The 26,835-nt window shown below is 71.5% G+C and carries 22 protein-coding genes; 18 read left to right on the top strand and 4 right to left on the bottom strand.

Annotation, left to right across the window (positions count from 1 at the left end):
* Positions 1–242 precede the first annotated feature (242 nt).
* The 5 genes from A6A08_RS16475 to A6A08_RS27670 all read left to right on the top strand — a co-directional run bounded on the left by A6A08_RS16475 (position 243) and on the right by A6A08_RS27670 (position 5,275).
* On the top strand, positions 243–1,253 hold the full coding sequence (locus A6A08_RS16475; protein ID WP_073703469.1) for a YihY/virulence factor BrkB family protein: 1,011 nt from the start codon (positions 243–245) through the stop codon (positions 1,251–1,253).
* Positions 1,254–1,399: 146 nt separating this feature from the next.
* On the top strand, positions 1,400–1,852 hold the full coding sequence (locus A6A08_RS16470; RefSeq protein ID WP_073703468.1) for a hypothetical protein: 453 nt from the start codon (positions 1,400–1,402) through the stop codon (positions 1,850–1,852).
* Positions 1,849–2,634, top strand: coding sequence for a hypothetical protein (locus tag A6A08_RS16465; protein WP_242422665.1), 786 nt, complete (start codon positions 1,849–1,851; stop codon positions 2,632–2,634). Before A6A08_RS16470 ends, A6A08_RS16465 begins: the two co-directional genes overlap by 4 nt.
* Before the next feature lie 377 nt (positions 2,635–3,011).
* Complete coding sequence (locus A6A08_RS16460; RefSeq protein WP_073703467.1) at positions 3,012–4,454, top strand: hypothetical protein; 1,443 nt, start codon at positions 3,012–3,014, stop codon at positions 4,452–4,454.
* 29 nt (positions 4,455–4,483) lie between these two features.
* The gene (locus A6A08_RS27670) at positions 4,484–5,275 is read left to right on the top strand and encodes a hypothetical protein (RefSeq protein WP_073703466.1); all 792 of its coding nucleotides are present in this window, start codon (positions 4,484–4,486) and stop codon (positions 5,273–5,275) included.
* Positions 5,276–5,404: 129 nt separating this feature from the next.
* On the opposite strand, the gene A6A08_RS16450 is transcribed toward A6A08_RS27670, so the two are convergent.
* The gene (locus tag A6A08_RS16450) at positions 5,405–6,601 is read right to left on the bottom strand and encodes an MFS transporter (RefSeq protein WP_073703465.1); all 1,197 of its coding nucleotides are present in this window, start codon (positions 6,599–6,601) and stop codon (positions 5,405–5,407) included.
* Between the two features lie 315 nt (positions 6,602–6,916).
* Here A6A08_RS16450 and A6A08_RS16445 point away from each other — a divergent pair, with 315 nt between their 5' ends.
* On the top strand, positions 6,917–7,477 hold the full coding sequence (locus A6A08_RS16445) for a GNAT family N-acetyltransferase (protein WP_073703464.1): 561 nt from the start codon (positions 6,917–6,919) through the stop codon (positions 7,475–7,477).
* A 141-nt stretch (positions 7,478–7,618) separates the two neighbouring features.
* Positions 7,619–8,956, top strand: a complete 1,338-nt coding sequence (locus A6A08_RS16440; RefSeq protein ID WP_073703463.1) for a phosphoribosyltransferase family protein — start codon at positions 7,619–7,621, stop codon at positions 8,954–8,956.
* Positions 8,957–9,118: 162 nt separating this feature from the next.
* Here the strand turns inward: A6A08_RS16440 and A6A08_RS16435 are convergent, their stop codons facing one another.
* Positions 9,119–9,418 carry a WhiB family transcriptional regulator gene (locus tag A6A08_RS16435; RefSeq protein WP_274534044.1) on the bottom strand — a complete coding sequence of 100 codons (300 nt, stop codon included), beginning with the start codon at positions 9,416–9,418 and terminating at the stop codon, positions 9,119–9,121.
* An 801-nt stretch (positions 9,419–10,219) separates the two neighbouring features.
* Between A6A08_RS16435 and A6A08_RS16430 the strand changes: the two genes are divergently transcribed.
* The 6 genes from A6A08_RS16430 (at position 10,220) to A6A08_RS16405 (ending at position 17,241) form a co-directional block, all read left to right on the top strand.
* Positions 10,220–10,627 (top strand): YccF domain-containing protein, encoded by a 408-nt coding sequence (locus A6A08_RS16430; protein ID WP_073703462.1) that lies wholly within the window; start codon positions 10,220–10,222, stop codon positions 10,625–10,627.
* A gap of 142 nt (positions 10,628–10,769) precedes the next feature.
* Entirely contained in the window at positions 10,770–12,071 is a 1,302-nt protein-coding gene (locus tag A6A08_RS16425) for an AI-2E family transporter (RefSeq protein ID WP_199866962.1), read from the top strand.
* A gap of 289 nt (positions 12,072–12,360) precedes the next feature.
* Positions 12,361–13,959, top strand: coding sequence for an ABC-F family ATP-binding cassette domain-containing protein (locus A6A08_RS16420; protein WP_073703460.1), 1,599 nt, complete (start codon positions 12,361–12,363; stop codon positions 13,957–13,959).
* Positions 13,960–14,187: 228 nt separating this feature from the next.
* The gene (locus tag A6A08_RS16415; RefSeq protein WP_073703459.1) at positions 14,188–14,394 is read left to right on the top strand and encodes a helix-turn-helix domain-containing protein; all 207 of its coding nucleotides are present in this window, start codon (positions 14,188–14,190) and stop codon (positions 14,392–14,394) included.
* Positions 14,395–14,496: 102 nt separating this feature from the next.
* Positions 14,497–15,330 carry an enoyl-CoA hydratase/isomerase family protein gene (locus A6A08_RS16410; protein WP_073703458.1) on the top strand — a complete coding sequence of 278 codons (834 nt, stop codon included), beginning with the start codon at positions 14,497–14,499 and terminating at the stop codon, positions 15,328–15,330.
* A gap of 426 nt (positions 15,331–15,756) precedes the next feature.
* On the top strand, positions 15,757–17,241 hold the full coding sequence (locus A6A08_RS16405; RefSeq protein WP_199866951.1) for a DEAD/DEAH box helicase: 1,485 nt from the start codon (positions 15,757–15,759) through the stop codon (positions 17,239–17,241).
* Positions 17,242–17,309: 68 nt separating this feature from the next.
* Here the strand turns inward: A6A08_RS16405 and A6A08_RS16400 are convergent, their stop codons facing one another.
* A complete protein-coding gene (locus A6A08_RS16400) occupies positions 17,310–18,650 on the bottom strand; it encodes an MFS transporter (protein WP_158069289.1) in 1,341 nt (446 codons plus the stop codon).
* 210 nt (positions 18,651–18,860) lie between these two features.
* On the opposite strand from A6A08_RS16400, the gene A6A08_RS16395 reads away from it, so the two are divergent.
* From A6A08_RS16395 to A6A08_RS16375, 5 genes are all read left to right on the top strand, one after another.
* Positions 18,861–20,444, top strand: a complete 1,584-nt coding sequence (locus tag A6A08_RS16395) for a sodium:alanine symporter family protein (RefSeq protein WP_073703456.1) — start codon at positions 18,861–18,863, stop codon at positions 20,442–20,444.
* 191 nt (positions 20,445–20,635) lie between these two features.
* Positions 20,636–21,373: a DUF6518 family protein gene (locus A6A08_RS16390; protein ID WP_073703455.1), complete on the top strand. Its 738-nt coding sequence runs from the start codon at positions 20,636–20,638 to the stop codon at positions 21,371–21,373.
* A gap of 103 nt (positions 21,374–21,476) precedes the next feature.
* On the top strand, positions 21,477–22,598 hold the full coding sequence (locus A6A08_RS16385; protein ID WP_073703454.1) for a permease: 1,122 nt from the start codon (positions 21,477–21,479) through the stop codon (positions 22,596–22,598).
* Positions 22,595–23,380 (top strand): TIGR03943 family putative permease subunit, encoded by a 786-nt coding sequence (locus A6A08_RS16380; protein WP_073703453.1) that lies wholly within the window; start codon positions 22,595–22,597, stop codon positions 23,378–23,380. The genes A6A08_RS16385 and A6A08_RS16380 overlap by 4 nt, the downstream gene beginning before the upstream one ends.
* A 182-nt stretch (positions 23,381–23,562) precedes the next feature.
* A complete protein-coding gene (locus A6A08_RS16375) occupies positions 23,563–24,996 on the top strand; it encodes a cell wall metabolism sensor histidine kinase WalK (RefSeq protein WP_073703452.1) in 1,434 nt (477 codons plus the stop codon).
* Positions 24,997–25,239: 243 nt separating this feature from the next.
* Here A6A08_RS16375 and A6A08_RS16370 read toward each other — a convergent pair whose 3' ends face one another.
* Complete coding sequence (locus A6A08_RS16370) at positions 25,240–26,556, bottom strand: ABC transporter substrate-binding protein (RefSeq protein ID WP_073703451.1); 1,317 nt, start codon at positions 26,554–26,556, stop codon at positions 25,240–25,242.
* Positions 26,557–26,835: the final 279 nt, after the last annotated feature.

The following is a 26,835-nucleotide window of genomic DNA, read 5'->3' as shown; positions in this document are numbered from 1 at the left end:
TGGGGTGCGTCAAGAGGCGGCGAGATTAACCGACGCTGCAACAGATGGCGCTGCGGACCCGAAGGAAGTCCACGTGGCGGCGCACGCAGAGCATGGGGTCCAGAGCAGCGATCATGCAATGAGAATGTCACGGGGGCCGATGCTTTGTCCAGGCGCCTTCGCGGGGCCCGGACGTGAGTCACGTCACCCGGCGGGGCGGCCGCGGTGCGGGGCGGGTCACCCGGACCGCTAACGTTTCCCCCGTGGTGGGTTTCTGGGAGGGACTGTGGTTCACGGCCGACGCGTGGCTGAGACGGCATCCCCACTTGCGCAGCGGGATGCTCCTCGTCCTGCGCACCATCCGCTCCTTCCTCAGCGACCGGGTCATAGGGCTGGCCGCCGAGTCGGCGTTCTTCACCCTCATCTCCCTGCCCGCGCTCCTGCTCTGCCTCCTGGGCGGTCTGGGCCCGATGACCGCCGTGCTCGGTGAGGAGTTCGTCGGGGAGATCCGGCTGTGGATCCTGGACCTGGCCGCGCGGGTGCTGACCCCGGACACGGTGGAGAGCGTGGTCGAACCGCTCGTCGACGACTTCCTGGGCGGCGTCCAGGGCGGACTGCTGTCGGTGACGTTCCTGGTGTCGCTGTGGTCGGGGTCGCGGGCGATGAACGTCTTCATCCGCTCGATCACGATCTCCTACGGCCTGGACGAGCTGCGCGGCTGGATACGCCAGCGCCTCCTGGCCTTCGTCGCCTACCTGGGCGGGCTGCTGTTCGCCCTCCTGGTGCTGCCGGTCCTGGTGGCCGGGCCGAACCTGCTCAACAGCCTCCTGCCGAGCACCGTGGGACGGCTCAACCTGTTCTACTGGCCGACCGTCGCGCTGCTGGCCACCGCCGCGGTCACGCTGCTGTACGCGCTGAGCGTGCCGGTGCGCACCCCGCTGTGGCGCCACCTGCCCGGAGCGCTGCTGGCCACCCTGGTGCTGATCGCTGGGTCCGTCGCGCTGCGCACCTACCTGGACGCCTCCCTGGGACAGGTGAGCATCTACGGTTCGCTGGCGGCGCCGATCGCCATCCTGGCCTGGCTGTACGTGATGGCGATCGCCGTGCTGCTGGGGTCCTCCTTCAACTCCGAGATCGACGCCATGTGGCCGACCCCGCGTACCGCCGCCGCCCGGGCGGAGCTCGCCAACCGGGACTTCGACCGGGCCAACCGCCTCGTCAAGCGCCGGGAGCAGGCGGTCATCGACACGATCGTGGAGGACGACGACCGCTGACCGGTTCCGGACGGCCGCGCGCCCGCTCCGCCCGGAGCGCCCGGAAGGTCCCGCCCTTTCGGTAGTGTCGCCGTGCCGTCCGGCGGGCGGGCCGCGGTCCCGCCGCCCCCGAGCCCGGACGGCGTGCCCCCGAAAGGCCGCCCGCCGTGACCGTCCCCCCACCGGACGAGGGCTTCCCGGCCCCCGTGCCCGTCACCGTCGAGACCGTGCTCGGACCGAGGGTCTTCCTCTACGCCTTGCACTGCATGCCCCTGCTCTTGTCGACGTTCCTCCTGCGCGAATACGTGGAACACGGTACGGAGGCCTATCTGGGGTTCTTCCTCCTGTTCCTGATGGTCCTGGTCCTCCATCCCGCCCTCTGCCTGCGCTTCCTGCCGGGGATGGTCGCCAGGCGGCGGTTCCCCACCAGGTCGCGCCGGATGGAGGGCACGCTGCTGGGCATGCTGTGGGCCGGTACCGGGCTCCTCCTCCTCGTCGGTGTCCGGGACGTCATGGCCGGAGTCCTTCCGTGGCCGGTACTCGTGCCCGGTCTGGCCGCCTTCGTCTTCCTGGTCCTCGGTACGGAGGCCCACGCGCGCGACTGGTGGCGGGGACGGTGAACTCCTCGGGTTGGCTGGCCCTCGCGGCGATGTCCGGCTTCACGATGTGCGGCATGAACGCCATGTGGATACCGGTCACCGGCGATCCCGTGCCCGTGGTCGCCGGGGTCCTCCTCGCCCTCCTGCTCCTGGCCCCGGTCGCGCTCCTGGCGTCGGCCAGCGTGGAGCTGACCACGGGGGAGCGCCAACGGCTGCACCACGGCAGGCACTTCTTCACCGGTGTCAGCCGGCTGACGTGGCCCCTCACCATCGTCTGGATGCCGTGGGCGCTGTACACGGTCTGGGCCAACGCGGCATGGACGCTGGTCCCGTTGCTGTTGGTGGCCTGTACGGCCGGTGTGCTCTTCTTCCCCGTGAGGAGACGGGAGCGGCAGGAGTTGCGCGAGGCGCTCGCGCGCCCCGAACTCACGGGGCCCAAGATCACTGGTATCCGAAGCCCCGAGCAGGTGCCGCCGGGCTGGACCCCGGTACTGGTCCACCGGACCGACCGGGGCGTGCTCGACATGCTGGCCGACTACCGGATCACCGTGGACGGTGACCGGGTCGGCACACTCGGCCCCGGCCAGACCCTCGTCATCGGGCTTCCCCCCGGTCCGCACCACGTCCAGGGCGGTCTCGCCAGGCTCACCAACGCCCCCGTCCGCTTCACGGCGGAGCCGGGAGCGGCCGTGTGCTTCGTGATCGAACCCGCCCGGCCGGACCGGAGGGCGATCGCCGACCGGAGAGCACGCCCCGACGCGTACTTCCAGATCGTCCGGGTCCCGTCCTGGGTGCGGGGCTGACCCGCCGCGGGGCGGACGGCAGGAGGCCAGTGGCCAGATCCGGCCATTTTCGGTGTGAACCTAATGCCATCCAGAGGTGTCCATTCCCCTGACGGACAGACGCGGACGATGTGTCCGGGATCCCATCTTCGGACAACCTGCCAGCTCAGAGGAGGGAGGCCCGAACGTGGGCCACGGGTGTGGCGGGCGGGGCCCGCTCCGCTGTCACATGGCCGGAATAGGCTCAACGAGCGACGGTCAGTATCATCTCGTGCAGCATTGACTACGCGTGTGCCAGCGCCACCGCTTGGTAACCCCCAGGCCGCGACCCACCGTCAGCGCTGACCGAGGTCCCCGTACACGAACAGGTCCACGTTCCCCATGCCTTCGGAGGCACCATGAGCCGGGCGTCCCGACCCGGGCAGTCCCGGCCCACCGCCGTCATCGTCATCGCGTCCGACGAACGCAGCGCCGAGATCCTCATCGAGGGGTACCGCCAGGTCGTCACCGGCCAGGCCCCCCGGGAGACGCGGCGCGCGGCGCTGGACGTCGCCACCGGCTACGCCGCCAGGATCGGACAGCCGGTCCTCGTCGACGCCCGTGACGCCAACGGCTACTGGCACCTGGTCGCCACACCCGACGGAGTGGTGCAGGCCGCGGACCGGGCCGTGCCCGAGCGCGCTCAGGCGCCGGCGCCTCCGAACACCCTCCGCGAGGAGAGCTCCGGCGGGAGGAGGCGGGCGCTGGTCATCGTGGGGGCCGTCGCGGCCGCCCTGGTGCTGCTCGCCGGCACGGGCGTGGTCGTCTGGCGCTTCCTGCCCGGCTCCGAGGCGGCGCCCGGGGCCGAGGCCACCGCGGACGTGACCACCCTGAACCACCCGGCGCCCCCGCACTTCGCCCCGACCGTCGACTTCAGCCGGGAACTCGCCCCGGACAGCCAGCCGGGCGTCAGCCGCGAGGGCGACATGCTCGCCTACGTCGACCCCCAGGAGCGCCTCAACCTGCTCGACGCCGACGGTGAGCGCCAGTGGTCGGCGGAGATGCCCGTGGCCTCCGGCGAGGTCCTCGGTGCCCCCCGCTTCGTGGAGTACGGCGGCGAGGACGCCATCGTCATGGAGACCGCGGGGACCCTGTGGTTCTGGCCCGCCTCGGGCGGCGCTCCCAGCAGCGTGGACATCCCCGAGGACACCTCCGCCCAGTACGTGGGCAGCTCCGTGCTGGTCCGCAACGACCAGGAGGCCTTCGTTCCGGCCGGGGGGGAACTCCTGCCGGTCGAGGTTCCCGAGGGCTTCGCTCCCATGCTGGCCGAGGGGGAGGACGTCCTCACCGCCGTCCTCAACGGCGCGTGGACCTGGGTCAGCCCCGACGGCGACCCCGTGGAGGTCAGCGCCCGGCGTCCGGAGCAGGCGGGCGAGATGGAGTCGGTGGTCACCGCCCTGCGCGAGTACGTCATCGTCCGCTGGGCGCCCCTCCAGGGCGAGGACACGATCCTGGCCTTCCACGACAGCCGTGACGGCGGCGTCGTCGGCAGCGTCGAGGTCGACCCCGCCGACCTGGAGGACGTGCGCCACCGCTCCGGCCCCATCGGCACCGGCCTGGTCGCCTACGGGCCCGCGGTGCTGGACCTGGAGAGCGGCGGGTCCGCGGTGGTCCCCGGTTTCGAACCCGACATCACGGTCGGCTCCCTCGTCTTCGGCCAGCTCGACGGCGCCCTCGTGGCCGTCGGCGCCGACGGCGCGGTCGAGGAGGCCGAGGAGGGCTCCGTCCAGCCCAACGGCCTGCTCGGTGAGCGGGCCGTCGTGGTCCATGAGGACCACCTTTATGCCATCCCCTCTGAATAGATCAGTTCACAAGAGAAGAAAGGAGTGGGATGTCCCCCAAGAAGCGGGTTTTCACCGTGACCGCGGCCGGCCTGTTCATGGCCGGGTTCTCCGCGGCACCGGCATTCGCTGCCCCCTTGGACGAGTCCGCCCCCCAGGCCGCCCCCCAGGCGACCGAGGAGACGGTCGAGGTCCTTCCGGTCGACGACGTCGTCAACGGCCTTGAGAGCACGGTCGAAACGACCTTCGACGCCCTCGACGGCGACGACGACGGTGGCGAGGTCCCCGGTCCTGGCCCGGACCCCGAGCCGGAGCCGGAGCCCGAGCCCGAGCCGGACCCCGGTGAGGGTGGCGAGGTCCCTGGTCCCGGCCCGGACCCCGAGCCGGAGCCGGAACCTGAGCCGGAGCCCGAGCCTGAGCCTGAGCCGGAACCCGAGCCGGAGCCCGAGCCTGAGCCCGAGCCCGAGCCTGGTGACCCGGGTGACGGCGGCACGCCTCCGGACAACGGTGGCACGCCTCCCGGTGACGGCGGCGGCGACGGCGGCACGCCCCCTGGTGACGGTGGCGGTGACGGGAACGGCGGCACGCCTCCTGGTGACGGGACCGACCCGGGCAACGACGGTGACGAGAGCCAGGCTCCCGGCATCAGCGCGCCCGGCAGCACCATCGTCCCCGAGGGCGGCCTTCCCGAGGCCCCGGCCCCGGTCAGCAGCGGTGGTGACGAGACCCTCGCCACCACCGGCGTCGACATGCAGGGCTTCGTGCTCGGCGGCGCCGTGGTGACGGGTATCGGTGCTCTGGCCCTGTGGGCCGGCGCCCGCCGCCCGGAGCCGATCGCCTAGCGGTACCCCGCGGCGCGCGGTCTCCCGGACCCCTCGGGCCCCGGACCGCGCACGCACGGGCCCCGGCCGTCACCCGACGGCCGGGGCCCTCTTCTCGTTCCTCGCGGTTCCCGGCGACCCCGGGCGGCCTCACACGCGGGGGCGCAGCGCGAACGCCAGCAGGAAGGCGCCCACACCGGCCCCCGCGATCACCCACAGCGCGCCTCCCAGGCTGGAGGAGTCGGCCAGGAAGCCCACCATCGGAGGGAAGGCCAGGAAGCCCGCGCGCCCCAGCCAGCCGACGACGGTGATCCCGTCACCGGTGCGCACCCCCGGCACGTTCCCCGCCGCCGCCAGGGTCAGAGGAAACAGCGTGGACACGCCCAGCCCCATCACCCCGAAGCCGATCACAGTGGCCACCGGGTGCGGCAGCAGCAGGGCGAACGCGATCCCACCGCCCGCCAGGAGCCCGCAGGCGCGCCCCACCGCGACCGCGCCGAAGCGGTCGGTCACCCGGTCACCGACCAGGCGGCCCAGCGTCATCATCGCCTGGCAGGCCACGAACGGCATCGCGGCCAGGAACAGCGGGGCCCCCAGTTCCGAGGTCATGTACACCGCTCCCCAGGAGGCGGCCGAGTCCTCGATGCCACCGGCGAACATCAGCAGCACGCCGAGCACCAGCAGGAGCAGCACGGCCCTTCCGGGGACGCGCAGCCGCCGCCCGTTCTCGCCGTCGGTCCCGTCCTCCCGCTCGCTGCTGTCCGGACCCGGCAGGAGCATCCGGCTCACCACCAGGTTCACGCACACCAGGAGCACGGTCACGCCGCCCAGGTGCCACAGGATTGGCACCCCCGCCCCGGCCATGGCCGCGCCGAGCAGGCCTCCGGTGACCGCGGCCAGACTCCACACCGCGTGGAAGGTGTTGATGATGGTGCGCTTGTAACGCCGTTGGACGCGCAGCCCGTGCGAGTTCTGTGCCGAGTCGGTCCAGGCGTCCGCACTGCCCAGCACGAAGAGCGCCGCCGCCAGCATCCACCAGTTCTGCGCCAGCGCGATGAAGGGAAGCGCTCCCAGGGACATCAGGCTGGTGCCCACGGCCGTCCGACCGCTGCCGAACCAGTGGATCAGCGGACCCGCCAGCATCCCGGTCAGGATCGCCCCGGTGGGCATCGCCGCGATCGCCAGTCCCAGCTCCGCGTTGCCCAGCCCGAGCTGGGACTTGATCACCGGGAGCCACGGCACGGCGTTGGTGTAGGTGAAGCCGTTGACGAAGAAGAGGGTGGAGACCGCGCCCCTGGCCCGACGGGCCTCCGGAGGCGGGGACACGGGCCTGGTCTGGGTGTTCAAGGCGGCTCCCACGGTGCTTTCGGTGCGCGCAGATGCTATCCAGTCCGGTCATCGGACGACAGACCTTTTCCGCGACCCGCCGCGACGGGCTTGCCTTAGGACGCGGTCCCGATTTACATAGAGGTCCCGCTCCGTAACCGAACGGCCCCCGCCCGCCACGACCCCCGGATCCAGCCCCCGAACGCCGCCCGTGCCCCCAGGGCCATGGCACCGCCCAGCGGCCCGCTCCCGCGCAAGGGCACCCAGCCTGCTGTCCGCCGACTCCCTCGCGCCGGGAACCGTGCCCCCACGGCCCGGACGGAACCGGAAGATCCCATGATCAACACGAGCGCGCTGCGAGAAAAACCCACACTCATCGGGGAGAGCGTGCGCCTGGTGCCCCTGGGCCCGGAGCACACCGACGCCTACTTCGCCGCCAGCCTCGACGGGGAGGTCCGCAGACTCACCGGCACCCACCGCCACCTCACCTACGCGGAGGCCAAGGAGTGGTGTGAGACCCGCGCGGTCCGCACCGACCGCCTGGACCTGGCCATCATCGCGCCCAAGGACGGGCGCTACCTGGGCGAGCTGTCCCTCTACGCCTTCTCCCCCGAGAACGAGAGCGCGGGATACCGCATCGCCCTGTCCGCGATCGAGTTCACCGGCCAGGGCCTGGGGCGGGAGGCCACCCGGCTCGTGCTGGAGTACGCCTTCGAACGCGTCGGCCTGCACCGCGTCTGGCTGTACGTCTACGCCTTCAACATGAGGGCCATCGCCGTCTACCGCTCCTGCGGGTTCTCCGTGGAGGGGCGGCTGCGCGACTCCCTGCTGTGGGAGGGGCGCCGCCACGACGCCCTGCTGATGGCCGTGTTCAGGAACGGCTTCCGCGGTACCTGACGGACGCCCGGCTGACGGGTTTTGTCCGGGCACGGGGTTGCAAGCACCGTGTCGGGGGGTATCCCGGTAGCACTTTCCAGCGGCTCACTCCACACAGCCGAGAGGAGCGGACCGGGGCCCGGGCCCCGGACCGGTGAGGACATGAACCCAGTACCCGTTTCACTGCCCTTCGCCGACCGGTCGGAGGCGGGACGCCGCCTCGCGGAGCGGGTGCGCCCCTTCGCGGTCAACGATCCGCTCGTGCTGGCCCTGCCCCGAGGCGGGGTACCGGTCGGAGCGGAGCTCGCCGAGCGCCTCGACGCCGACTTCGACGTACTCATGGTCCGCAAGATCGGCCTGCCCGGCCGACCCGAGCTGGGGGTCGGGGCGATCGCCGAGGACGGGCGCGTACTCTACGACGACCTCGCCCTGGCCCGGATGCACGTGCCCCGCCAGGCCCTGTCCGACACCGTCGCCGCCGAGCGGGACGAACTCGACCGCAGGCGCCGCGTCTACCGCGGTGAGCGCCCGGCCCCCAGGATCGCCGGGCGCGACTGCGTGGTCGTGGACGACGGCGTCGCCACCGGCGGCACCGCACGCGCCGCGCTGCGCATGATCCGCCAGGCCGGGCCGGCCCAACTGGTCCTGGCCGTACCCGTCGCCTCCCCGGAGGCGGTCGAGCTGCTGCGGGAGGAGGCCGACGCGCTGGTGGTGCTCAGCGCGCCGGACAACTTCCGCGCGGTGGGGGAGTGGTACCGCGAGTTCGACCAGCTCTCCGACGGCCGCGTCACCGAGATCCTGGCCGAACGCGCGCACACGCGGCCGCCTCCCGACACGGCCCGAGGCGTGCGGGTGCGCGCCGGGCAGGTCTACCTCGACGGCGACCTCACCGTGCCCGCCGACCTGCACGGCGCGGTGGTCATGGCATCGGAGGAGGGGCGCGGCGACCAGCGGTGGCGGTCGGTCTCCACGGTCCTGCAGCGGGCCGGGTACGCCACCCTGGTCCTGGACCTGCTGACCGGGCAGGAGCGCTCCTCCGAGGGCGGCGGCTCCGGGAGCGGCGCACCCGAGGACGGCGGTGTGGGGACCGACGTGCTCGGCGAGCGGCTCCGCGCCGCGGTCACCTGGCTGCGCCGGGCCGCCGACGCGGCCGACGAACCCCTGGGCGTGCTGGCCTCGGGCGGGGCCGCCGCGGCCGCGCTGGTCACCGCGGCCGAGCAGCCCCGGGACGTGGCCGCGGTGGTGGTGCACGGCGGCCGGATCGATCTGGCCGGGGACAGCCTGCCGCAGGTGCGGGCACCGGTCCTGGTGCTGCTGGAGGGGGAGGACTCCTTCGTGCGCGAACTCGGCGAGTGGGCGCGCGGCCGGATGGGCGGTCCCACCGACCTGCGGGTGATGGCGGGCGCCGAACGGCTGCTCGGCGACTCCGGCGAGTGGCGCCGGGTGGCCTCGGAGGCCCTGGACTGGTTCGACCTGCACCTGGGCCGGGGGACCGGGTGAGCCGTGCCGGGTCCGTCCCCGCCGGAGGACCACGGGCGGGGGACGCGGCAGAGGAGGGCATGAGAAAACCCGCGGCGCCCTCGACGATCGTCGTCGGGGCGCCGCGGGTTTACTCGGGGGCCGGGGCCACCGGGGAAGATCCGTTGTGCGCGGGAACCTCGGCTAGGCAGCGTTGGCGCGGCGCATGCGGCGACGGCGCTCGGAAGCACGCTCGTCCTCGTTCAGGCCGCCCCAGGTTCCGTACTTCTCCGGACGCGAGATCGCATAGTCCAGGCAGTCGTTGCGAACCGGGCAGGCCGCACAGATCTCCTTGGCCTTGCGCTCGCGAATCTCCCGCTCCGGCTGGCGTTCGCCGTCCGGGCCGAAGAAGAGCACAAGGTCCTCGCCCCGGCACGCGGCGGCATCCTGCCACCCCCAGCTCGGGCGGGGGCGCAGCGCGGCCTGCCGACGTACCTGAGACATGCTTGAACCACCTCTACTGAAATCACTAGTAAGCTGTCGAAAAAGCTTCAGTCACCAAAAATTGGTCATGCGGCGTGAGCGCCACCCCGCACGACGCAAACGCCGTGGGGGACTGGCGATGTTCCCCGGTGTGTCTGAGACCACGAGAAGCACAGCCTTGCGGCACTGATCCGCCGATGACGGAGTGCTCTCACGCGAACGGCTGCGGAGGCGGTGACGGCCTCCGTCCGAGCCGGTACGTAATCATGCCATCCCCACTCCCGCTCATGCACGGGGGGTAGGGAAATTACTCGCACAACCGTTACCGAAATCTGATGGCTGTCGACCGATCTACGGTTGTTTGTCCGAGTTTGCGCAGATCGTCAGATCCGACGTCTTGCGAAGGACACAGCACATCGTATGGTGCGATGTCCCTCCTGCCTAGGGGCTCCTCCTGATGTACCGATCACATTGTGGTCTGCGTAGAGCCCCGAGTTCAGGCCCGACCGTATGTCCTCACCCTCCGTCGCCGCCGTCCGGAGGCCCGCAGGCCCCTCCCCCCGTCCCGCCGGAGCCCTCCCCAGCTCGGCCGACCTCTTCAGTAGCCCCTTCGCGACACGCCCGCGCCCGGGGCGGGCCGCCGCCCCCGCAAGGCCCGCCCACGTGCGCTGGCGCCCTCCCCTAGGGGAGGAGCCAGGGAGCGGAGCCGGAACAGGTCGTGGTGCGCGGGCGTCCCAGACGGTAGAAAGCAACGACGCGGCCCCTCGTCCCCGGCCGCGCTTTTCCGTCAGCGGGACCCGACACAAGGAGGAACGAGGCACCGTGGCCCTCTTGCGGCTCATCCTGAACGTCATCTGGCTCTTCGTCGCAGGGTTCTGGTTGGCGGTCGGTTACGTCATCGCCGGGCTGGTCTGCTGCGTCCTGATCGTCACGATCCCGTTCGGGATCGCCTCCTTCCGCATGGCCGGCTACGCCCTCTGGCCCTTCGGGAGGGAACTCGTACGCAGGCCCGGCGCGGGTGAGGCCAGCACCGTCCTCAACGTCATCTGGGTGGTCGTCGCCGGATGGTGGCTGACCATCGGCCACATCACCACCGCGCTCGGCCTCGCCGTCACTATCATCGGTATCCCCATGGCCTGGGCCTCGCTGAAGATGATCCCCGTCGCCCTGGCCCCCTTCGGCAACGAGGTCGTCCGCAGCGGCCACCCCCGGGAACCCTGGCAGTTCTGACAGCGTTGACCTCCCGACCCGGGAGAACCAGGGGGGACCGTTCGCGCATCCCCCACAACACCCCCGTGCGGCTGTCGGACCCCAGACGTCCACCGCGCAACGTCCAGAGAATGGAGTCCATGTGCAAGCCCAGCGGCCGGGAGTGTGGGCGCTCCTGAACAAGTGGCTCGCCTCCCGTCGAGCCCGCGCCGAGCGCCTCGCCAGGCTGGAGGAGGAGAGGGACCGCGCCCAGGCCGAGGTCCAGCGCCGGGACGAGGGACCGAACGAGCCACAGCGGTCCGGCGACGACGACCTCCTGCGGTCGATCAGCAACGTGGCCTGGCGGATCCTGATCATCGGCGTGGTGGCGGGCCTGCTCATCTACGCGCTCGTCTACCTCTCGGTCGTCACCCTGCCCGTGATCCTGGCGGTGTTCATCACCGCTCTGCTCATGCCGGTCGCCGACTGGCTGCGCCGCAGGGGACTGGGCCGGGGCAGCTCGACCGCCGTCTCCATCCTGACCGGACTCGTCGTGTTCGGCGGCGTGATCTCGCTGATCGTCACCCCCGCCATCCAGGGCTTCGGCCCCCTCGTGGACAGCGTCACCAGCGCGGTGGGCGAGCTGCAGAACATCCGGGTGCCCTTCGGGCTGGATCCGGCGCTGTTCACCGACATGATCGACGACGCCTGGGGACAGATCCAGGGGATGATCACCCAGAACCAGGACCAGCTGCTCAGCGGCGCCTGGACCGCGACCTCGGCGGTGATCTCGGTCCTGGTCGGCATCGTCCTGATCATCGCCCTGACCGTGTACTTCGTACACTCGGGCGACCAGCTCATGGACTGGTTCCTCACCCTGCTGCCGCCCCGCTCCCGCCCGGGCCTGAGCCACGCGGGCGACGTCGCCTACGGGGTGATGGGACGCTACGTGCGCGGCGTGGCCGCGGTCGGCTTCTTCGACGCCTTCGGCATCGGCATCGTCCTGGTCATCACCCTGGACATCAACCTGGCCATCCCGCTGATCGTGCTGACCTTCGTCGGCGCCTTCCTCCCGATCATCGGCGCCTTCGTCACCGGGCTGCTCGCCGCCATGGTGGCGTTCGTGACCGAGGGCTGGATCACCGCCGTGATCGTGGTCGTCGCCGTGATCGTGGTGCAGCAGCTGGAGAGCAACGTCTTCGCGCCGCGCATCTACGGCGCCTCCCTCGACCTGCCCTCGCCCATCGTGCTCATCGCGATCTCCGTCGGCGCCGTCGTCGGCGGGGTGCCGGGCATGTTCCTGGCCACCCCGGTGGTCGCCGTGCTGGCCGCGCTGCTGCGCAACCGCCCACCCGCCGTCGGCGACGACGGCCCGAGGGACGAACCCGACGACGTCGCCACGGTGGAGGCGGACACGGTCGTGGTCAGACCCGACGGGGAGAACGCGAAGGACGGCGGCGGCTCCTCGGCCGACACCGAGGAGTAGACCGATACCCCGGAACGGGGGTAGAAGGGGAGGGGCGACACCACCGGTCGACGACCGGCAGCCGCCCCTCCCCTCTCCTCGCCCGGGGAATGCGCCGCCCCCCGGTCCCGTTGGCCGAGGGGGTGACCGTGTCCCCGGAAACGGAAGAAACCCCTCGTACTACCCCCCACCTGTGCCGTTAGTCTGGGTCGGCTGGCCCGAGGCCGACGCGTGGGAGGCCGTACCCCCACACCGCACACGCGCGCCCGACCGCACCGAACCGTTCCGCCACTCTCTAGGAAGCCCCACCATGCTGATCGCCACCGACCTCGAACTGCGCGTCGGTCCTCGACTCCTGTTGGAGCCGACCACCTTCCGCGTCGCCGCAGGGGACCGGATCGGACTGGTCGGCCGCAACGGTGCGGGCAAGACCACCATGACCAAGGTGCTGGCGGGCGAGGCCCTGCCCACCGGAGGCACGGTCACCTCCTCCGGCAGCATCGGCTACCTCCCCCAGGACCCGCGCACCGGCGACCTGGACGTGATCGCCCGGGACCGGGTGCTGTCCGCGCGCGGCATCGACGAGGCCCTCCGGGGGATGCGCGAGGCCGAGAAGAAGATGGCCAGCACCGACACCAAGACCCGGAACAAGGGCGTGCGCGCCTACTCGCGCTGGGAGGAGCGGCTGCACGTACTGGGCGGGTACTCCGCCGAGGCCGAGGCCGCCGCCATCGCCTCCAGCCTGGGCCTGCCCGACAAGGTGCTCTCCCAGCCGCTGCACACGCTCTCGGGCGGCCAGCGCCGCCGGATCGAGTTGGCGCGCATCCTGTTCAGCGGCGCGGACACGCTGCTGCTGGACGAGCCCACCAACCACCTGGACGCCGACTCCATCGCCTGGCTGCGCGACTTCCTCAAGTCCCACCAGGGCGGGCTCATCGTGATCAGCCACGACGTGGAACTGGTCGAGCACGTGGTGAACAAGGTGTTCTACCTGGACGCCAACCGCAGCGTCATCGACATGTACAACATGGGCTGGAAGCTGTACCAGCAACAGCGCGAGGCCGACGAGCGGCGGCGCAGGCGCGAACTCGCCAACGCCGAGAAGCAGGCCGACACCCTGCGCAAGCAGGCGGACAAGTTCCGGTCCAAGGCCACCAAGGCGCGTGCCGCCCAGCAGATGCTCAACCGGGCCGACCGCCTCATGGACGGCGTGCAGGGGGTGCGCAAGTCCGACAAGGTGGCCAAGCTGCGATTCCCCGACCCGGCGCCCAGCGGCCGCACGCCGCTCATGGCCGAGGGGCTCTCCAAGTCCTACGGCTCCCTGGAGATCTTCACCGGGGTGGACCTGGCCATCGACCGCGGCAGCCGCGTGGTCATCCTCGGCCTCAACGGCGCGGGCAAGACCACCCTGCTACGGCTGCTGGGGCAGGTCGAGGAGCCCGACACCGGTCGGATCATCCCCGGCCACGGGCTCAAGCTCGGCTACTACGCCCAGGAGCACGAGACCTTGGACGTGAACCGGTCCGTGCTGGAGAACATGATGAGCGCGGCGCCGGACCTGCCGGAGGTGGAGGCGCGGCGCACCCTCGGATCGTTCCTGTTCACCGGTGACGACGTCGACAAGCCCGCGGGTGTGCTCTCCGGTGGTGAGAAGACCCGGCTGGCCCTGGCCACGCTGGTGGTCTCCAGCGCCAACGTACTGCTGCTCGACGAGCCCACCAACAACCTGGACCCGGCCAGCCGCGAGGAGATCTTGGCGGCGCTGCGGGGCTACAAGGGCGCGATCGTGCTGGTCACCCACGACGAGGGCGCGGTGGAGGCGCTCCAGCCCGAGCGGGTCATCCTGCTGCCCGACGGCGTGGAGGACGTGTGGAACGCCGAGTTCGAGGACCTCATCGCGCTGGCGTGAGGCGGCGGCGCCGCCGGACACCCGGGCCCGGGACGACCGGGGCCGGACGTCCAGAGCGCCGGGAGGTTCACTTCCCTCCTTTTCGGTTGGTGATTACTGCGTTCCGAAATCTGGTTTCGGAACGCAGTACCCCGTGTGACGCCGGAAGATGTGGCGGAGCGCGAGCGGGATGCCTGATCATGAAGGGGTTTCCGCGAAGGGTGACCGAACGACTCGGAGGAGTGATCTGTGAACGACGTGCCGGGAAAGGGCAGGCGGCTGGTGGGGGCCGACCGCTCCGAACTCGCCGCCCAGCTCAAGCGCCGCTACGAGGCGGGGGAGAGCATCCGCATGCTGGCGGCGGCCACCGGGCGCTCCTACGGCTTCGTCCACCGGCTGCTGAGTGAGGCCGGGGTGGACCTGCGGGGCCGTGGCGGAGCCACGCGCAAGGCGTGATCCTCCTGTCGTTGCGCGCACGGGCCCCGGGCCCGTGCGCGGCCCTCTCGGTTACTGCTGAGTAATATCTGGGGTGACACCGAACACGACGGAGGAAGCCCCATGACACAGGCGTCGAACGGCCCCACGGTGCCGCCCACCGAGGAGGAGCTCTCCCGGGCCCGGCTCAGGCTGGCGGTGGAGGGCCCGGTCGCCCGCATCACCATCAGCCGTCCCGAGCGCCGCAACGCGATGACCGGGCGCACGTGGACGACGCTGGCCCACATCGGCCAGACCCTTCCCGAGGATGTCCGAATCGTGGTGATCTCCGGGGAGGGCGACACCTTCTCCGCCGGCATCGACCTCGGCATGTTCAGTCCCGAGGGAGTCGACGGAGAGCGCTCCATGGTCGCGGGGCTGGCCGACGGCACCTCCACCGACGCCGAGGTCCAGGACTACATCGCCGGCCTGCAGGAGGGCTTCCTCTGGCTGCGCCGCCCCGATCTGGTCACCGTCGCCGCCGTACGCGGCCACGCCATCGGTGCGGGCTTCCAGCTGGCCCTGTCCTGCGACATCCGCGTCCTGGCCGACGACGCCCAGCTGTGCATGAAGGAGCCCGCCCTCGGCCTGGTCCCCGACCTCACCGGCACCAAGCCCCTGGTCGACATCGTCGGGGTCAACCGCGCCGTCGAGATCTGCCTGACCGCCCGACGCGTCGGCGCGCGGGAGGCGGAGAGGCTGGGCCTGGCCGAGCTCGTCGTCGCCCCCGACGAGCTCTCCGGAGCCGTGGACGACGCCGTCGCCGCGCTGCTCGCCACCGACCGCGAGGCCGCCACCGCCACCAAGGCGCTGCTCCAGCAGGCGGCGGGCAACACGCTCCAGCAGCAGGCCGAGGCCGAGCGCGGGGCCCAGGCGGGCCGGCTCGCCGCCCTGGCCCGGGGGGCGGCCGGGCACTAGTCCGGCGGCGTCCGTGCGTGCGGAGGCCCGCGCGCACGGACGGATCCCGGCGGGTCCGGAAGCGGTGCGGAGAGACCCGTATCACCGGCGGAAAACCGCGGCCCGGTCCCCGCCGCGGGACGATTTCTAGTAGGCTTTCCACAGCGGTCGTGACATGCCGCGCGCATCCGAGCGCGCCGAGGCCGCGCAAGACGCGGAGAGCGTGCCGACCCGGTTGGCGCCACTCTTGCCCGAAGAGTTGCTCGTCCCCCACAGCAGTGAGGAAATCGCGAGCTCAGGAGCCCCGCACCATGCAGGGGCCCGCTTCCGCGTGTGATCAGGCGCGTTTGTGTGATTTCTTCGCTGGCCCGGCCTTGTGGAGCCTTCCTCGAAACGCCGCCAAACGATGAGGAAGGTACACGTCACTTGACGACGGACACTGCCGTAATGCCTGCTTTCGACACGCTGGGGCTTCCCCAGGACATCGTCGGAGAGATGGCCAAGAACGGTGTGACCACCCCGTTCCCGATCCAGGCCGCCACCATTCCCGATGCTCTCGAGGGCCGCGACGTCCTCGGCTGCGGCCGCACCGGATCGGGTAAGACCCTGGCCTTTGGCCTGCCGGTCCTCGTGCGCGCCGCCGAGCGCCGCGCCGCCGCCCACCGCCCCCGGGCCCTGATCCTGGTGCCCACCCGCGAACTGGCCCACCAGGTCCGCGACGCCCTGCGCACCTACGCCCGCATCGTGGGAGCGCGTGTGGGCGACGTGGTCGGCGGCAGCTCCTACACCCGCCAGATCAACGAGCTGCGCCGCGGCGTCGAGGTCCTGGTCGCCACTCCCGGCCGCCTCAGCGACCTCATCGACCAGGGCGCCTGCGACCTGGGCGACGTGGAGGTCTCGGTGCTCGACGAGGCCGACCAGATGTGCGACATGGGCTTCATGCCGCAGGTCAGCGAGCTCCTGGACCAGGTGCACCCCGAGGGGCAGACCCTGCTGTTCTCGGCCACGCTCGACGGCGACGTCGACAAGCTGGTCCGCAAGTACATGAACGAGCCGCGTACCCACTCCGTGGACCCGCCGGTCTCGCAGGTCACCGCGATGGAGCACCACCTGCTCAAGGTGCTGCCCCGCGACAAGAACAAGATCGTCACCCAGATCGCCGCGCGCGACGGGCGCACCATCCTGTTCGTGCGCAGCAAGTACCGTGCCGACACCATCAGCGAGCAGCTGGCCCAGGCCGGCGTTCCCTGCGCCTCCCTGCACGGCGGCAAGACCCAGAGCGTGCGCACCCGCACCCTGGCCAAGTTCCGTGAGGGCCGCATCCAGGCCCTGGTCGCCACCGACGTCGCCGCCCGCGGCATCCACGTCGACGGCATCGACATGGTCGTCAACGTCGACCTGCCCACCGGCCACAAGGACTACCTGCACCGCGGCGGCCGTACCGCCCGCGCGGGTGCCTCCGGCCTGGTGGTCTCCCTGGTGGCGCCCAACCAGCGCCGCATGGCCCGCCGCCTGCTCAGCGACGCCGGCGTCGAGGCCAAGCAGCACCTGGTCAACCCCGGGGACGAGCTCCTCTCCGAGGTGACCGGCGCCAAGGAGCCCTCCTGGGAGCCGTGGATCGAGCCGCCGGAGCCCGTGCGCGAGCGCCGCGGCCGCGGCGGCCCCCGTCGTGGCGGCGGCTACCGCGGGGGTTACCGCGGCGACCGCAGCGGTGGCGGCTACCGCGGCGGTTACCGGGGTGACCGGTCCCGCGGCGAGGGCGGCGAGCGCCGTGGCGAGGGCGGCGGCCACCGCGGTGAGGGCGGCCAGCGCGGTGACCGTCCCCGTGGCGGGGGCTACCGCGGCGGCGACAACCGCGGCGGCTACCGGGGCGACCGCCGTGGCGGCGGTCCGCGCCGGGGCGAGCGCTACGACTCCGCTCCCCAGCACTAGGCGGTAGCGGCGAAGGACGGGCCCGGGTCCGGCAGGTGGCACCTGCCGGACCCGGGCTTTTTCCGGGGTCAGTCACTCCTCTCGGACACTGACACCCGGCTCAGGTCGCTGCCCCGGGTCTCCCGGGAGAGGGCGACGGCGACCAGGGTGAGCACGCACATCACCGCCACGTACAGGGCGATCGGCGTGCTGGTGCCGAACGAGGCCAGCAGCGCGGTCGCGATCAGCGGTGCCACCCCGCCCGCCACGATCGACGCCAGCTGGTACCCCACCGACGCGCCCGAGTAGCGCACGCGGGTGCTGAACAGCTCGGAGAAGAAGGCCGCCTGGGGGCCGTACATGGCGCCGTGCAGGACCAGACCCACCGTCGCGGCCAGCGTCACCGAGCCGAAGGTGCCCACGTCGATCAGCGGGAAGAACGCGAACGCCCAGAGCCCCATGCCCGCCGCGCCGACGGCCGTCACCGGCCGCCGGCCGAGCCGGTCCGACAGGGCGCCCCAGAGGGGGATGGTCACCAGGTGCACCGCCGAGGCGGCGAGCACCGCGTTGAGGACCTGTCCGTTGGGCATCTGCGCCTGCTGGGTGGCGTAGACCAGGATGAACGCGGTGACGACGTAGTAGGAGACGTTCTCGGCCATGCGCACGCCCATGGCCACCAGGGCCTCGCGCCAGTGGTCGCGCAGCACGCCCAGGATCGGGGCGCGCTCGGGCCGGGCCGAGACCTCCGCCCGCTCGCGCGCTTCGCGAAAGACCTGGGACTCGCTCACCGTCAGGCGGATCCACAGGCCGACGAGCACCAGCACGCCCGAGATCAGGAACGGGATGCGCCAGCCCCAGTCGAGGAAGGCCGCCTCGCTCATCACCACGGCCAGGACCGCCAGCACGGCGGTGGCCAGCAGGTTGCCGCCCGGCGCGCCCGCCTGCGGCCAGGAGGCCCAGAACCCGCGGTGGCGCGGTTTGCCGTGTTCGGCGACGAGCAGGACCGCGCCGCCCCACTCGCCTCCCAGTGCGAAGCCCTGGACCACCCGCAGCAGTGTCAGCAGCAGCGGCGCGGCCACGCCGACCGCCGCGTAGGTCGGCAGCAGGCCGACCGCGAACGTGGCGCCTCCCATCATCAGCAGGCTGATGACCAGCAGCTGTTTCCGGCCGATCCGGTCTCCGAAGTGGCCGAAGACCAGGCCTCCCAGGGGACGGGCGACGAACCCCACGGCGTAGGTCGTGAACGCCAGCATGGTACCGATCAGCGGATCGGACTCGGGGAAGAAGACGTGGTTGAAGACGAGAGCGGCCGCCGAGCCGTAGAGGAAGAAGTCGTACCACTCGATCGTCGTGCCTATGAGGCTGGCGGTGACCACGCGGAGGAACGGTGCCCTCCGCTGGTCGGGCATGGGGGAGGTGTTCTGTTCCATGCCGGAACCGTAGGGAGCGTCGGCGGGGCCGGCCATGGCCGCTCCCACCACAGGTCGGGGCGCGATCATGTGCCCACGGCGGGTTGTTGTTCCGTTACGGTCCTTTGCCTGCCTTTCGCGTGTCCGCCCGTGACTCACCAGGGGCGGCGTGCGAGGTTGCGGGATGGCCCCGATCCGCCCGGGGCGTCCTGGCCGCACGAAGGGGAGCGAGTGAACGTCCTCAACGACGCCATCGTTGCCGTCAACGACTTCTTCTGGAGCTACTTCCTCATCCCCCTGCTGATCATCCTGGCCCTCTACTTCACGCTGCGCTCGGGGATCGTGCAGCTGCGCCTGCTCCCGGAGATGTTCCGCGTCATCCGCAGCGCCCCCGGGATCGCCCCCGACGGCCGGAGGGAGATCTCCTCCTTCCAGGCCTTCGCCATCTCGGCGGCCTCGCGGGTGGGCACCGGCAACATCGTCGGCGTGGCCACCGCGATCGTCCTCGGCGGGCCGGGCGCGGTGTTCTGGATGTGGGCGATGGCCGCGCTGGTGGGCTCGGCGGCGTTCGTGGAGTCCACCCTCGCCCAGCTGTACAAGGTGCGCACCAGCACCGGCTTCCGGGGCGGCCCGGCCTACTACATGAAGTACGGGCTGGAGAGCCGGTGGATGGGCGTGCTGTTCGCCGTCGTCATCACCGTGACCTTCAGCCTGGTGTTCAACACGGTGCAGGCCAACAGCATCGCCTCCGCCGTCTCCTCGTCCGTGAGCGCCCTGGGCGGGACTCCCGGGCTGCTGCTGTCGACCGTGGTCGGCCTGGTCCTGGCGGGCCTGACCGCCCTGGTCATCTTCGGCGGCATCCGGCGCATCGCCCACGTGGCGCAGGGCCTGGTCCCGCTGATGGCGATCCTCTACATCCTGATCGGCCTGTACGTGGTGGTCGCCAACATAGGCGAGGTGCCCCGGGTCATCGGCGACATCTTCGCCTCCGCCTTCGGGGTGCGCGAGTTCGTCGCCGGGGGAGTGGGCACGGCGATCGTCCAGGGCATGCGGCGCGGCATGTTCTCCAACGAGGCGGGCCTGGGCTCGGCCCCCAACGCCGGTGCCACCGCATCGGTCTCCCACCCGGCCAAGCAGGGGCTGGTGCAGACCCTGGGCGTGTACTTCGACACCTGGCTGGTGTGCTCGGTGACGGCCTTCATCGTCCTGCTCGGCGCCCCCGACTTCGGAGGGGAGACGGGGGCCCAGGTCACCCAGGGCGCGCTGGAGGCCCACCTGGGGGAGTGGGCGGTCCACGCGCTCACGGTCATCCTCTTCCTGCTGGCCTTCACCTCCGTGCTGGGCAACTACTACTACGGCGAGACCAACCTGATATTCCTGGACAGCACGCCCCGGTACATGACCTACTTCCGCTACGCGGTCCTGGTCGCGGTGCTCCTCGGCGCGGTGGCCCCGCTGACGCTGGTGTGGAGCCTCGCCGACGTCTTCATGGGCGTCATGGCCACCATCAACCTGCTGGCGCTGGCGCCGCTGTCGGCGACGGCCTTCCGGCTGCTGGCCGACTACAGCCGCCAGCTGCGCAACGGGCTGGACCCCCAGTTCACGCTCTCCAAGATGCCCAACCTGCGGAACGTGGAGTGCTGGGGCCCGACCTCCGGCGCCCTGCCCGAGGACGTCCAGCGCGCCGAGGGCGAGGCGCCCGCCGACCCGGGTCTGGCCGCGGACGACCGGGAACGGGAGGAGGAACGAGGGGGCCGGGAGCGGCCCGACGACGGGGACGGCGGCCCGGGCGAGGAGGGCCCGCGGGAGCCTTAGCGCGGTGACCGCAAGGGTGCGCCGGGCCGGTGCCCTCCGGTGTTGACGCTTCTATGTCAAGCGGCAGGCTGATAAGCCTCGTCGGTCTGCCGCCCGACCTGCTGATCAGCGACCATCGCCCGGTACACCACATCCACCAGAAGCCGTCGGGACGGGGAACCTGGGCCCCGGCACACAGCGATAGCGGGGGTATGCAGAAGGTCTCCTCCCCCGGTTCCCCCTCTCCCGGCTTCCCCTCCCCCCGCGTGCTCCTCCTGGCCGCCCTGGCCGGACCCGCCCTGGGCGCTTTGACCCTCGTCGGGTCGCCCCTGCTGCCCTGGTGGATCGGAGGCGGGCTGTTCACCGACGCGGCCGCCGGGTGGTGCTTCGTCGTGATCCTGCTGGGCATGTGGGCGGGCACCCGGCTGCGACCCTGGCAGGTACCGGTCTCCGGAGCCGCGGCCCTGCTCGGCGCCGTGGTGTGCTACTACGCCGTGGCAGCGGTCATCACCGGCGGACCGGGCGCCCTCCCCGACCTCGCGGGGTGGTTGTTCCCGGCCTGGCTGTGGCTGCTGGCCGCGTGCGTGGCCGGTCCGGTGCTGACCGGGGCCGGGGCGTGGATCCTCCACGAGCGGCGGTCGCGCCGCCTGGTGGGACTCGGCCTGGTGGGAGGGGTCTTCCTCGCCGACGCGCTGCTCCCGGTCCTGGACTGGGTGCACTTCCGGATGGTGTCGCCGGAGGTGGCCCTGCCGTCCTCCCCGGTCCCCATGCTCTTTCAGTCCGCGTTCCACACGCTGTTGGGCGCCGCCCTCGTCCTGGTGATGGCACGCGTGCCGGGGGACCGGCCGCGTGCGCTCGTCGCGATGGTGCCCGCGGGCCTGGTGTGGTACGCGGGTGTGTGGGGAGCGCACCAGGTGATGTTCCTGTCCGGGATGGGCTATCTCGGCTGACTCCGCGGGTCTGTCGTCCACAGGTCCGGGTGGGATGTCCACGGGCGAAAACGATTTTCGGTACTATGCCTGCAGTTCTCGCCCGACCACCCGGAGTACCACCGTGCCCGACCGGACGACGTCCGACGCCGCCCCCGAACCCGCCGAGCCCGGTTCCGGGCCGGCCCCCGTCCCCGCGCCCGCCTCCACCTCCTCCCTCGGCGACACGCTCGTCGGGGGATGGGACGACCGGGGCGAGGAGCTGCCCCCCGAGGACTGGGGGCGCGACAGGAGGCAGCGCAGAACCGGAACGGTCTGGCTGTTCGCCCTGTTCATCACCGCGATGGCGGTGGGGCACGCCTGGCTGTCCGACCAGCTGACCAGCCAGGCCTTCCTCGCGTGGGCCACCATCTTCACCGCGATCAGCTTCCAGGCGCTGCCCTTCCTGGTCTTCGGGGTGGCGCTGTCGGCCGCGCTCACCGCCTTCGTCCCGGCCTCGGTCTACCAGCGGCTCATCCCCTCCAGACCGAACCGCGCGGTACCGGTGGCGGGGGTCTCCGGAGCGCTGCTGCCCGGCTGCGAGTGCGCCTCGGTCCCCATCGCCGGGAGCCTGATGAAGGGCGGGGTGGCGCCCGCCGCCGCGCTGACCTTCCTGCTGGCGGCGCCCGCCATCAACCCGATCGTCATGATCGCCACCGCGGTGGCCTTCGCGGGACAGCCCGAGATGGTGCTGGCCCGGTTCGTGGCCTCCCTGCTGACCGCCGTGGTCGTCGGGTGGGTCTGGGTGCGCTTCGGCCGCGCCGACTGGCTGCGCCCGCCCTCCCACACCCACACCGAGGGCGACTCCCGGTGGAAGGTCTTCCGCGAGTCGATGCTGCACGACACGATGCACGCGGGCGGCTACCTCGTGGTCGGCGGCCTGGCCGCCGCCACCCTCAACGTCATGGTGCCGCGCGAGTGGCTGCTGACGGTGGCCGGGGCCCCGGTGGTGTCGGTGCTCGTGCTCGCCGTGCTCGCCATCCTGCTGTCCATCTGCTCCGAGGCCGACGCGTTCGTCGCGGTCAGCCTCACCGACTTCTCGCCCACCGCCAAGCTCGCGTTCATGGTGATCGGCCCGATGGTCGACCTCAAGCTCATCGCGATGCAGGCGGGCGTGTTCGGCTGGCGCTTCGTGGCGCGCTTCGCGCCGCTGTGCCTGCTGGTCGGTCTGCTCAGCACGTTCCTGATCGGAGGCCTGGTCCTGTGAACCGTATCGCCCAGGGGCTCACCCTCGTGCTGCTCGGCGCCGCCGCGCTGACCAGCACCGTGGCCACGGACCTGTACCTGAACTGGGTCAAGCCGAGCTTCGGCCCCTTCCTCATCGCCGCGGGCGTGATCATGGCGGGGCTCGGCGTCCTCGTCATCGTGGCCGAGCTGCGGGGGCAGAGGGAGGACGCGGCCACCGGCGGAGGGGCCGGGGAGGAGGCCTCCGGAGCCCACGGCGGACACGCCGACGGGCACGGGCACGACCACTCCCGCGCACCCGGGGTGGCGTGGCTGCTCCTGCTGCCCGTGCTCGCCGTCTTCGTCGTCGCCCCGCCCGCGCTGGGCTCCTACACGGTGGAGAGCACCGCCGGCTCCTCCGGCCCGCCGCCGGAGCAGCCCCGCTCGGGCCGGTTCGACGACGGACTGGACGAGGCGGCCCCGGACGAGGTCGTCGCGATGGACATCCGCCAGTTCGTGATGCGCGCCTGGGTGGACGAGGAGCGCGAGATGTCCGGGCGCGAGATCGAGCTGACCGGGTTCGCGGTGCCCGCCTCCGAGGGCGGGGGGTGGTACCTGGCGCGCCTGCAGATGTCCTGCTGCGCCGCCGACGCCATCGTCAACAAGGTCCGGATCCTGGGCGAGCCCGCGCCCGAGACCGACACCTGGTGGACGGTGCGCGGCACCTGGGTCGAACCCGAGGGCGAGATCTCCGAGGTCGGCGAGCACGAGTTCGAGGCCCTGGAGATGGAGGAGGTCACCAACCCGCCGGACCCCTACGAGTAGCGGGCGGGGGCGGCCGGGGAGGACCCCCGGGAGCCCGTCCGTGGTCCGGACGGCCCCGCGGGGGCCCCGGAGGCTTTCCGCCCGAGACCTCCCGAAGGTGGACATCGGTCCCCTCGCGTCCACTGTCCGCCACACCGCCGACGTTTCGGCGGATGGCGGATCCTCCGGGTGACAATGGGCGGGTGTCAGGATGGAGGGATGGACCCAGGAGGGCGTGGAGCCGGTTGCGCCCCCACTCGATCCGCGCCCAGGTCACCTTCGGCGCGGTCACGGTGCTGATGCTGGTCCTGGGCGTGGACCTGTCCCTGACGAGTTTCCTCATCCGCGAGGCGGTCGTGGCGCAGGCCCGCGACATGGTCGCCGAGCGGGTCGGCGAGGTCTCCGAGCGCATCGTGTCCGAACGCTATCCGGGACCGGTCCCGGTGGGCGGATCCGTCCTGCGGTTCCAGATCGTCGCGCGCGGCACCGACGAGGTGCTCGCCTCCAGCCACGTCCTGGAGGGCGCGCCCGTGCTGACCGCCGAGCGTCCCGGTCCCGGCGAAGCCTGGATGGACACCACGGTCTGCGGGCCGGAGAGGGGCGTCGACCCCGGGACCTGCCTGCTGGTGGTGGGCCACGCCGCCGACGACACGGCCTACGGCGACGTCATCGTCCTGGCCGCGGTCGCGATGCCCCCGATCGTGGTCACCAACACGCTGGAGACCAGGCTGCTGGGGATGTCGTGCGTCCTGGTCCCCGTCATCGGGCTGGTCATCTGGTACGGGGTCGGCCGTGCACTGCGCCCCGTGGAGGAGATCAGCGCACGACTGGACTCCCTCTCCCCCAGCGACCTGCACATGAGGTTCCCCGTGCCCAAGAGCCAGGACGAGATCGCCCATCTGGCCCGCACCGCCAACGCCGGGCTGGACCGGCTGGAGGAGGCCGTCACCCGGCAGCGGCGGTTCGTCTCCGACGCCTCCCACGAGCTGCGCAACCCCATCGCGGGAATGCGGGCCAAGCTGGAGGTGGAGCTCTCCGACCCCGACCCGGACCCCCGGATGCGCGAACTGCTGCTCACCGGCCTGCTGTCGGACACCGAGCGGCTGGAGAACATCGTCAACGACCTGCTCGAACTCGCGCGCCTGGACACCGGTACCGCCAGGAAGCGGGAGAACGTGGACCTGTCCGCCCTGGTCGAGGACGAGTTCGTGAGGGAGCGCCGCCACCCCCGCCTGAGGCTGCACACCTCGGGGCCGGTCCACGCGGACATCGGCCGGCTGCACGCGATCCGTGTCCTCACCAACCTGGTCGCCAACGCGCAACGGCACGCCGGCTCCCGTATCGACGTCATCGTTCGCCGCGAGGACGACGAGGCCGTGGTGGAGGTACACGACGACGGATCGGGGATCCCCCCGGGAGAGCGGGAGCGGATCTTCGAGCGCTTCGCGCGGCTGCCGGAGTCGAAGGAGCGCGACCCCGGCGGCAGCGGCCTGGGCCTGCCGATCTCGCGCGAGATCGCGCGCGGCTACGGGGGCAGCCTCGTGGCCGGGCACAGCGAGCTGCTCGGCGGGGCGGTGTTCGTCCTGCGCCTTCCCGAGTACTCCGAGCCCGACGACGCGGACGGGCGCTCCGATTAGCGCGGTGGCCGCAAGGGTTCGTCGGGGCGGTGCCCTCCGGTGTCGCCCTTGTACTTGTGGCGGGTTCGGGCGGCCGACCTCGCCACACGTACAAGATCAACGAGCGTGGAACCTCCCACCGCACACCCGCAACGTTCACGGCCGGCCCACTACTCGGGCCCCGCCCCGCGCGGGTGTCCCGGCGGAGACGGGGCCCGGTGCGGCCGCCTTCCCCGGGGAGGCGGCCGCACCGGGGGGGCGGCGTTACCCGCCGCTGCCGAACAGGACCACCTCGTCGGGGGAGGGGCGCTCCATGTCGACGGGGAGGATGTCCCCGCCGGAACTGTCGGTGACCATGGGCTCCTGGAGGACCTCGGGCTCCTCGCCGGCGTGGTGCTGTACCACCATGACCCCGGTGTAGCCGCTGTGGTCGTTCTCGGTGGCCGCGAACGGGACCAGGCCCGGCCCCCTCCACTCGTGGGAGTTCAGGGTGTCGAGCAGCGTCTGGCGGGTCAGGTCGGGACCGGCCTGCATCAGTACCTGGGCGAACAGGGTCGCCTGCACCATGCCGTAGACGGTGGTGTCGGTGAAGGGCGTCCCGGAGTTGTACTTCTCGTGGATCTCCAGGAAGAACTCGGTCCAGGGGTCCTCGCGCTGGGCGACCATCGGCAGGAACGCGGTGATGATGAGGCCGTCGAGGAAGGCCTCGGGCGGCACGTCCTCAGCCGGGGTGCCCTGCGCGTACTCCTCGATGAGGCTGGTGACGACCTTCACGTCGCCGCCGAAGCTGGGCGCCACCCACTGCGGCTCGTAGCCGATGGCGGTGGCCTCCAGGACGGCCAGCCCGAGGAACGCGGGGATGCAGTAGCAGACGGCGATGTCGGCGCCGGACCTCTTGAGCTCCTCGATCTGCCCGGCGAGTTCGGGGACGCCGGGGTCGTAGGACTCCCAGGCCACGATCTCCTCGGTGAGGTACTGCTCGATACCCGCGTGGGAGGAGGGGCCCACGTCGTCGTTCTGGTAGAGCAGGCCGACCTGGTCGCCGGGGAACTGGTCGGAGATGAACTTGCCCTGGACCTTGGCCTCCCTGGTGTAGTCGACCTGGAAGCCGTAGCTGTAGGGGTAGACCTCGGGCTGGTCCCAGGCCAGGGCGCCGGAGGAGACGAAGAGGTCGGGGACGTGCTTCTCGTTGAGCTCGTCGATCACGGCCTCGTGGGTGGGGGTGCCCAGGCCGCCGAGCATCGCGAAGATCTCGTGGTCGTCGACCAGGCTGCGGGTGGCCTCGATGGTCTGCGCGGGGTTGAACGAGTCGTCCTGGACCTGGTACTCGATCCGGCGGCCGTGGATGCCGCCGTTGTCGTTGATGTAGTCGAACACCGCGCGGGCGCCGGTGGAGACATGGCGGAAACCGGGGGAGGCCGCTCCGGTGAGCGGCTGGTGCGTGCCGATGACGATGGCGTCGTCGGAGACCCCCATGGTGTTGGCCTCCATGGCGGCGTCGTCCGTGCCCCGGCCGTTGGAGCAGGCGGCGAGGAGAACCGTGACGGCCAGTGCCGAGGCGAGGATTCTCAGTGGTCGCATGATGGTGTCCTGGACTCGTTCGTGCCTTCTCGGGAACAGGCGCGAGGGCGCCCGGGGGGAGATGCGTGGTATGGGGCAGGTGGTGGGGGCCTACCTACTCACCAGTACGTCACTGTGGAGACACTGTACGCGTGTCAAGCGCTGTCGCAAACCGACCAGTAGGTTAGGAGAAATGGTGTTAGGGGTGACCGAAGCGGAAATGTCGATCTTTTAGTACGTTCGCGCGCCTCTTGTGGCGTAGGTCACGGGCTCGTTGCGGAGCGCGGAGCGGTGCTGGAC

It is taken from the genome of Nocardiopsis sp. TSRI0078 (genome assembly GCF_001905145.1).
In the GTDB taxonomy this organism is placed as follows: Bacteria; Actinomycetota; Actinomycetes; order Streptosporangiales; family Streptosporangiaceae; genus Nocardiopsis.
This window is presented reverse-complemented; position numbering and strand designations above follow the sequence as displayed.

What these genes read in the sequence shown, in the direction of transcription:
- A6A08_RS16460 (WP_073703467.1), top strand. Translation starts at nt 3,012, where the DNA reads ATGAGCCGGGCGTCCCGACCCGGGCAGTCCCGGCCCACCGCCGTCATC.
- A6A08_RS27670 (WP_073703466.1), top strand. Translation starts at nt 4,484, where the DNA reads ATGTCCCCCAAGAAGCGGGTTTTCACCGTGACCGCGGCCGGCCTGTTC.
- A6A08_RS16445 (WP_073703464.1), top strand. Translation starts at nt 6,917, where the DNA reads ATGATCAACACGAGCGCGCTGCGAGAAAAACCCACACTCATCGGGGAG.
- A6A08_RS16440 (WP_073703463.1), top strand. Translation starts at nt 7,619, where the DNA reads ATGAACCCAGTACCCGTTTCACTGCCCTTCGCCGACCGGTCGGAGGCG.
- A6A08_RS16435 (WP_274534044.1), bottom strand. Translation starts at nt 9,418, where the DNA reads ATGTCTCAGGTACGTCGGCAGGCCGCGCTGCGCCCCCGCCCGAGCTGG.
- A6A08_RS16420 (WP_073703460.1), top strand. Translation starts at nt 12,361, where the DNA reads ATGCTGATCGCCACCGACCTCGAACTGCGCGTCGGTCCTCGACTCCTG.
- A6A08_RS16410 (WP_073703458.1), top strand. Translation starts at nt 14,497, where the DNA reads ATGACACAGGCGTCGAACGGCCCCACGGTGCCGCCCACCGAGGAGGAG.
- A6A08_RS16405 (WP_199866951.1), top strand. Translation starts at nt 15,757, where the DNA reads ATGCCTGCTTTCGACACGCTGGGGCTTCCCCAGGACATCGTCGGAGAG.
- A6A08_RS16400 (WP_158069289.1), bottom strand. Translation starts at nt 18,650, where the DNA reads ATGGAACAGAACACCTCCCCCATGCCCGACCAGCGGAGGGCACCGTTC.
- A6A08_RS16390 (WP_073703455.1), top strand. Translation starts at nt 20,636, where the DNA reads ATGCAGAAGGTCTCCTCCCCCGGTTCCCCCTCTCCCGGCTTCCCCTCC.
- A6A08_RS16370 (WP_073703451.1), bottom strand. Translation starts at nt 26,556, where the DNA reads ATGCGACCACTGAGAATCCTCGCCTCGGCACTGGCCGTCACGGTTCTC.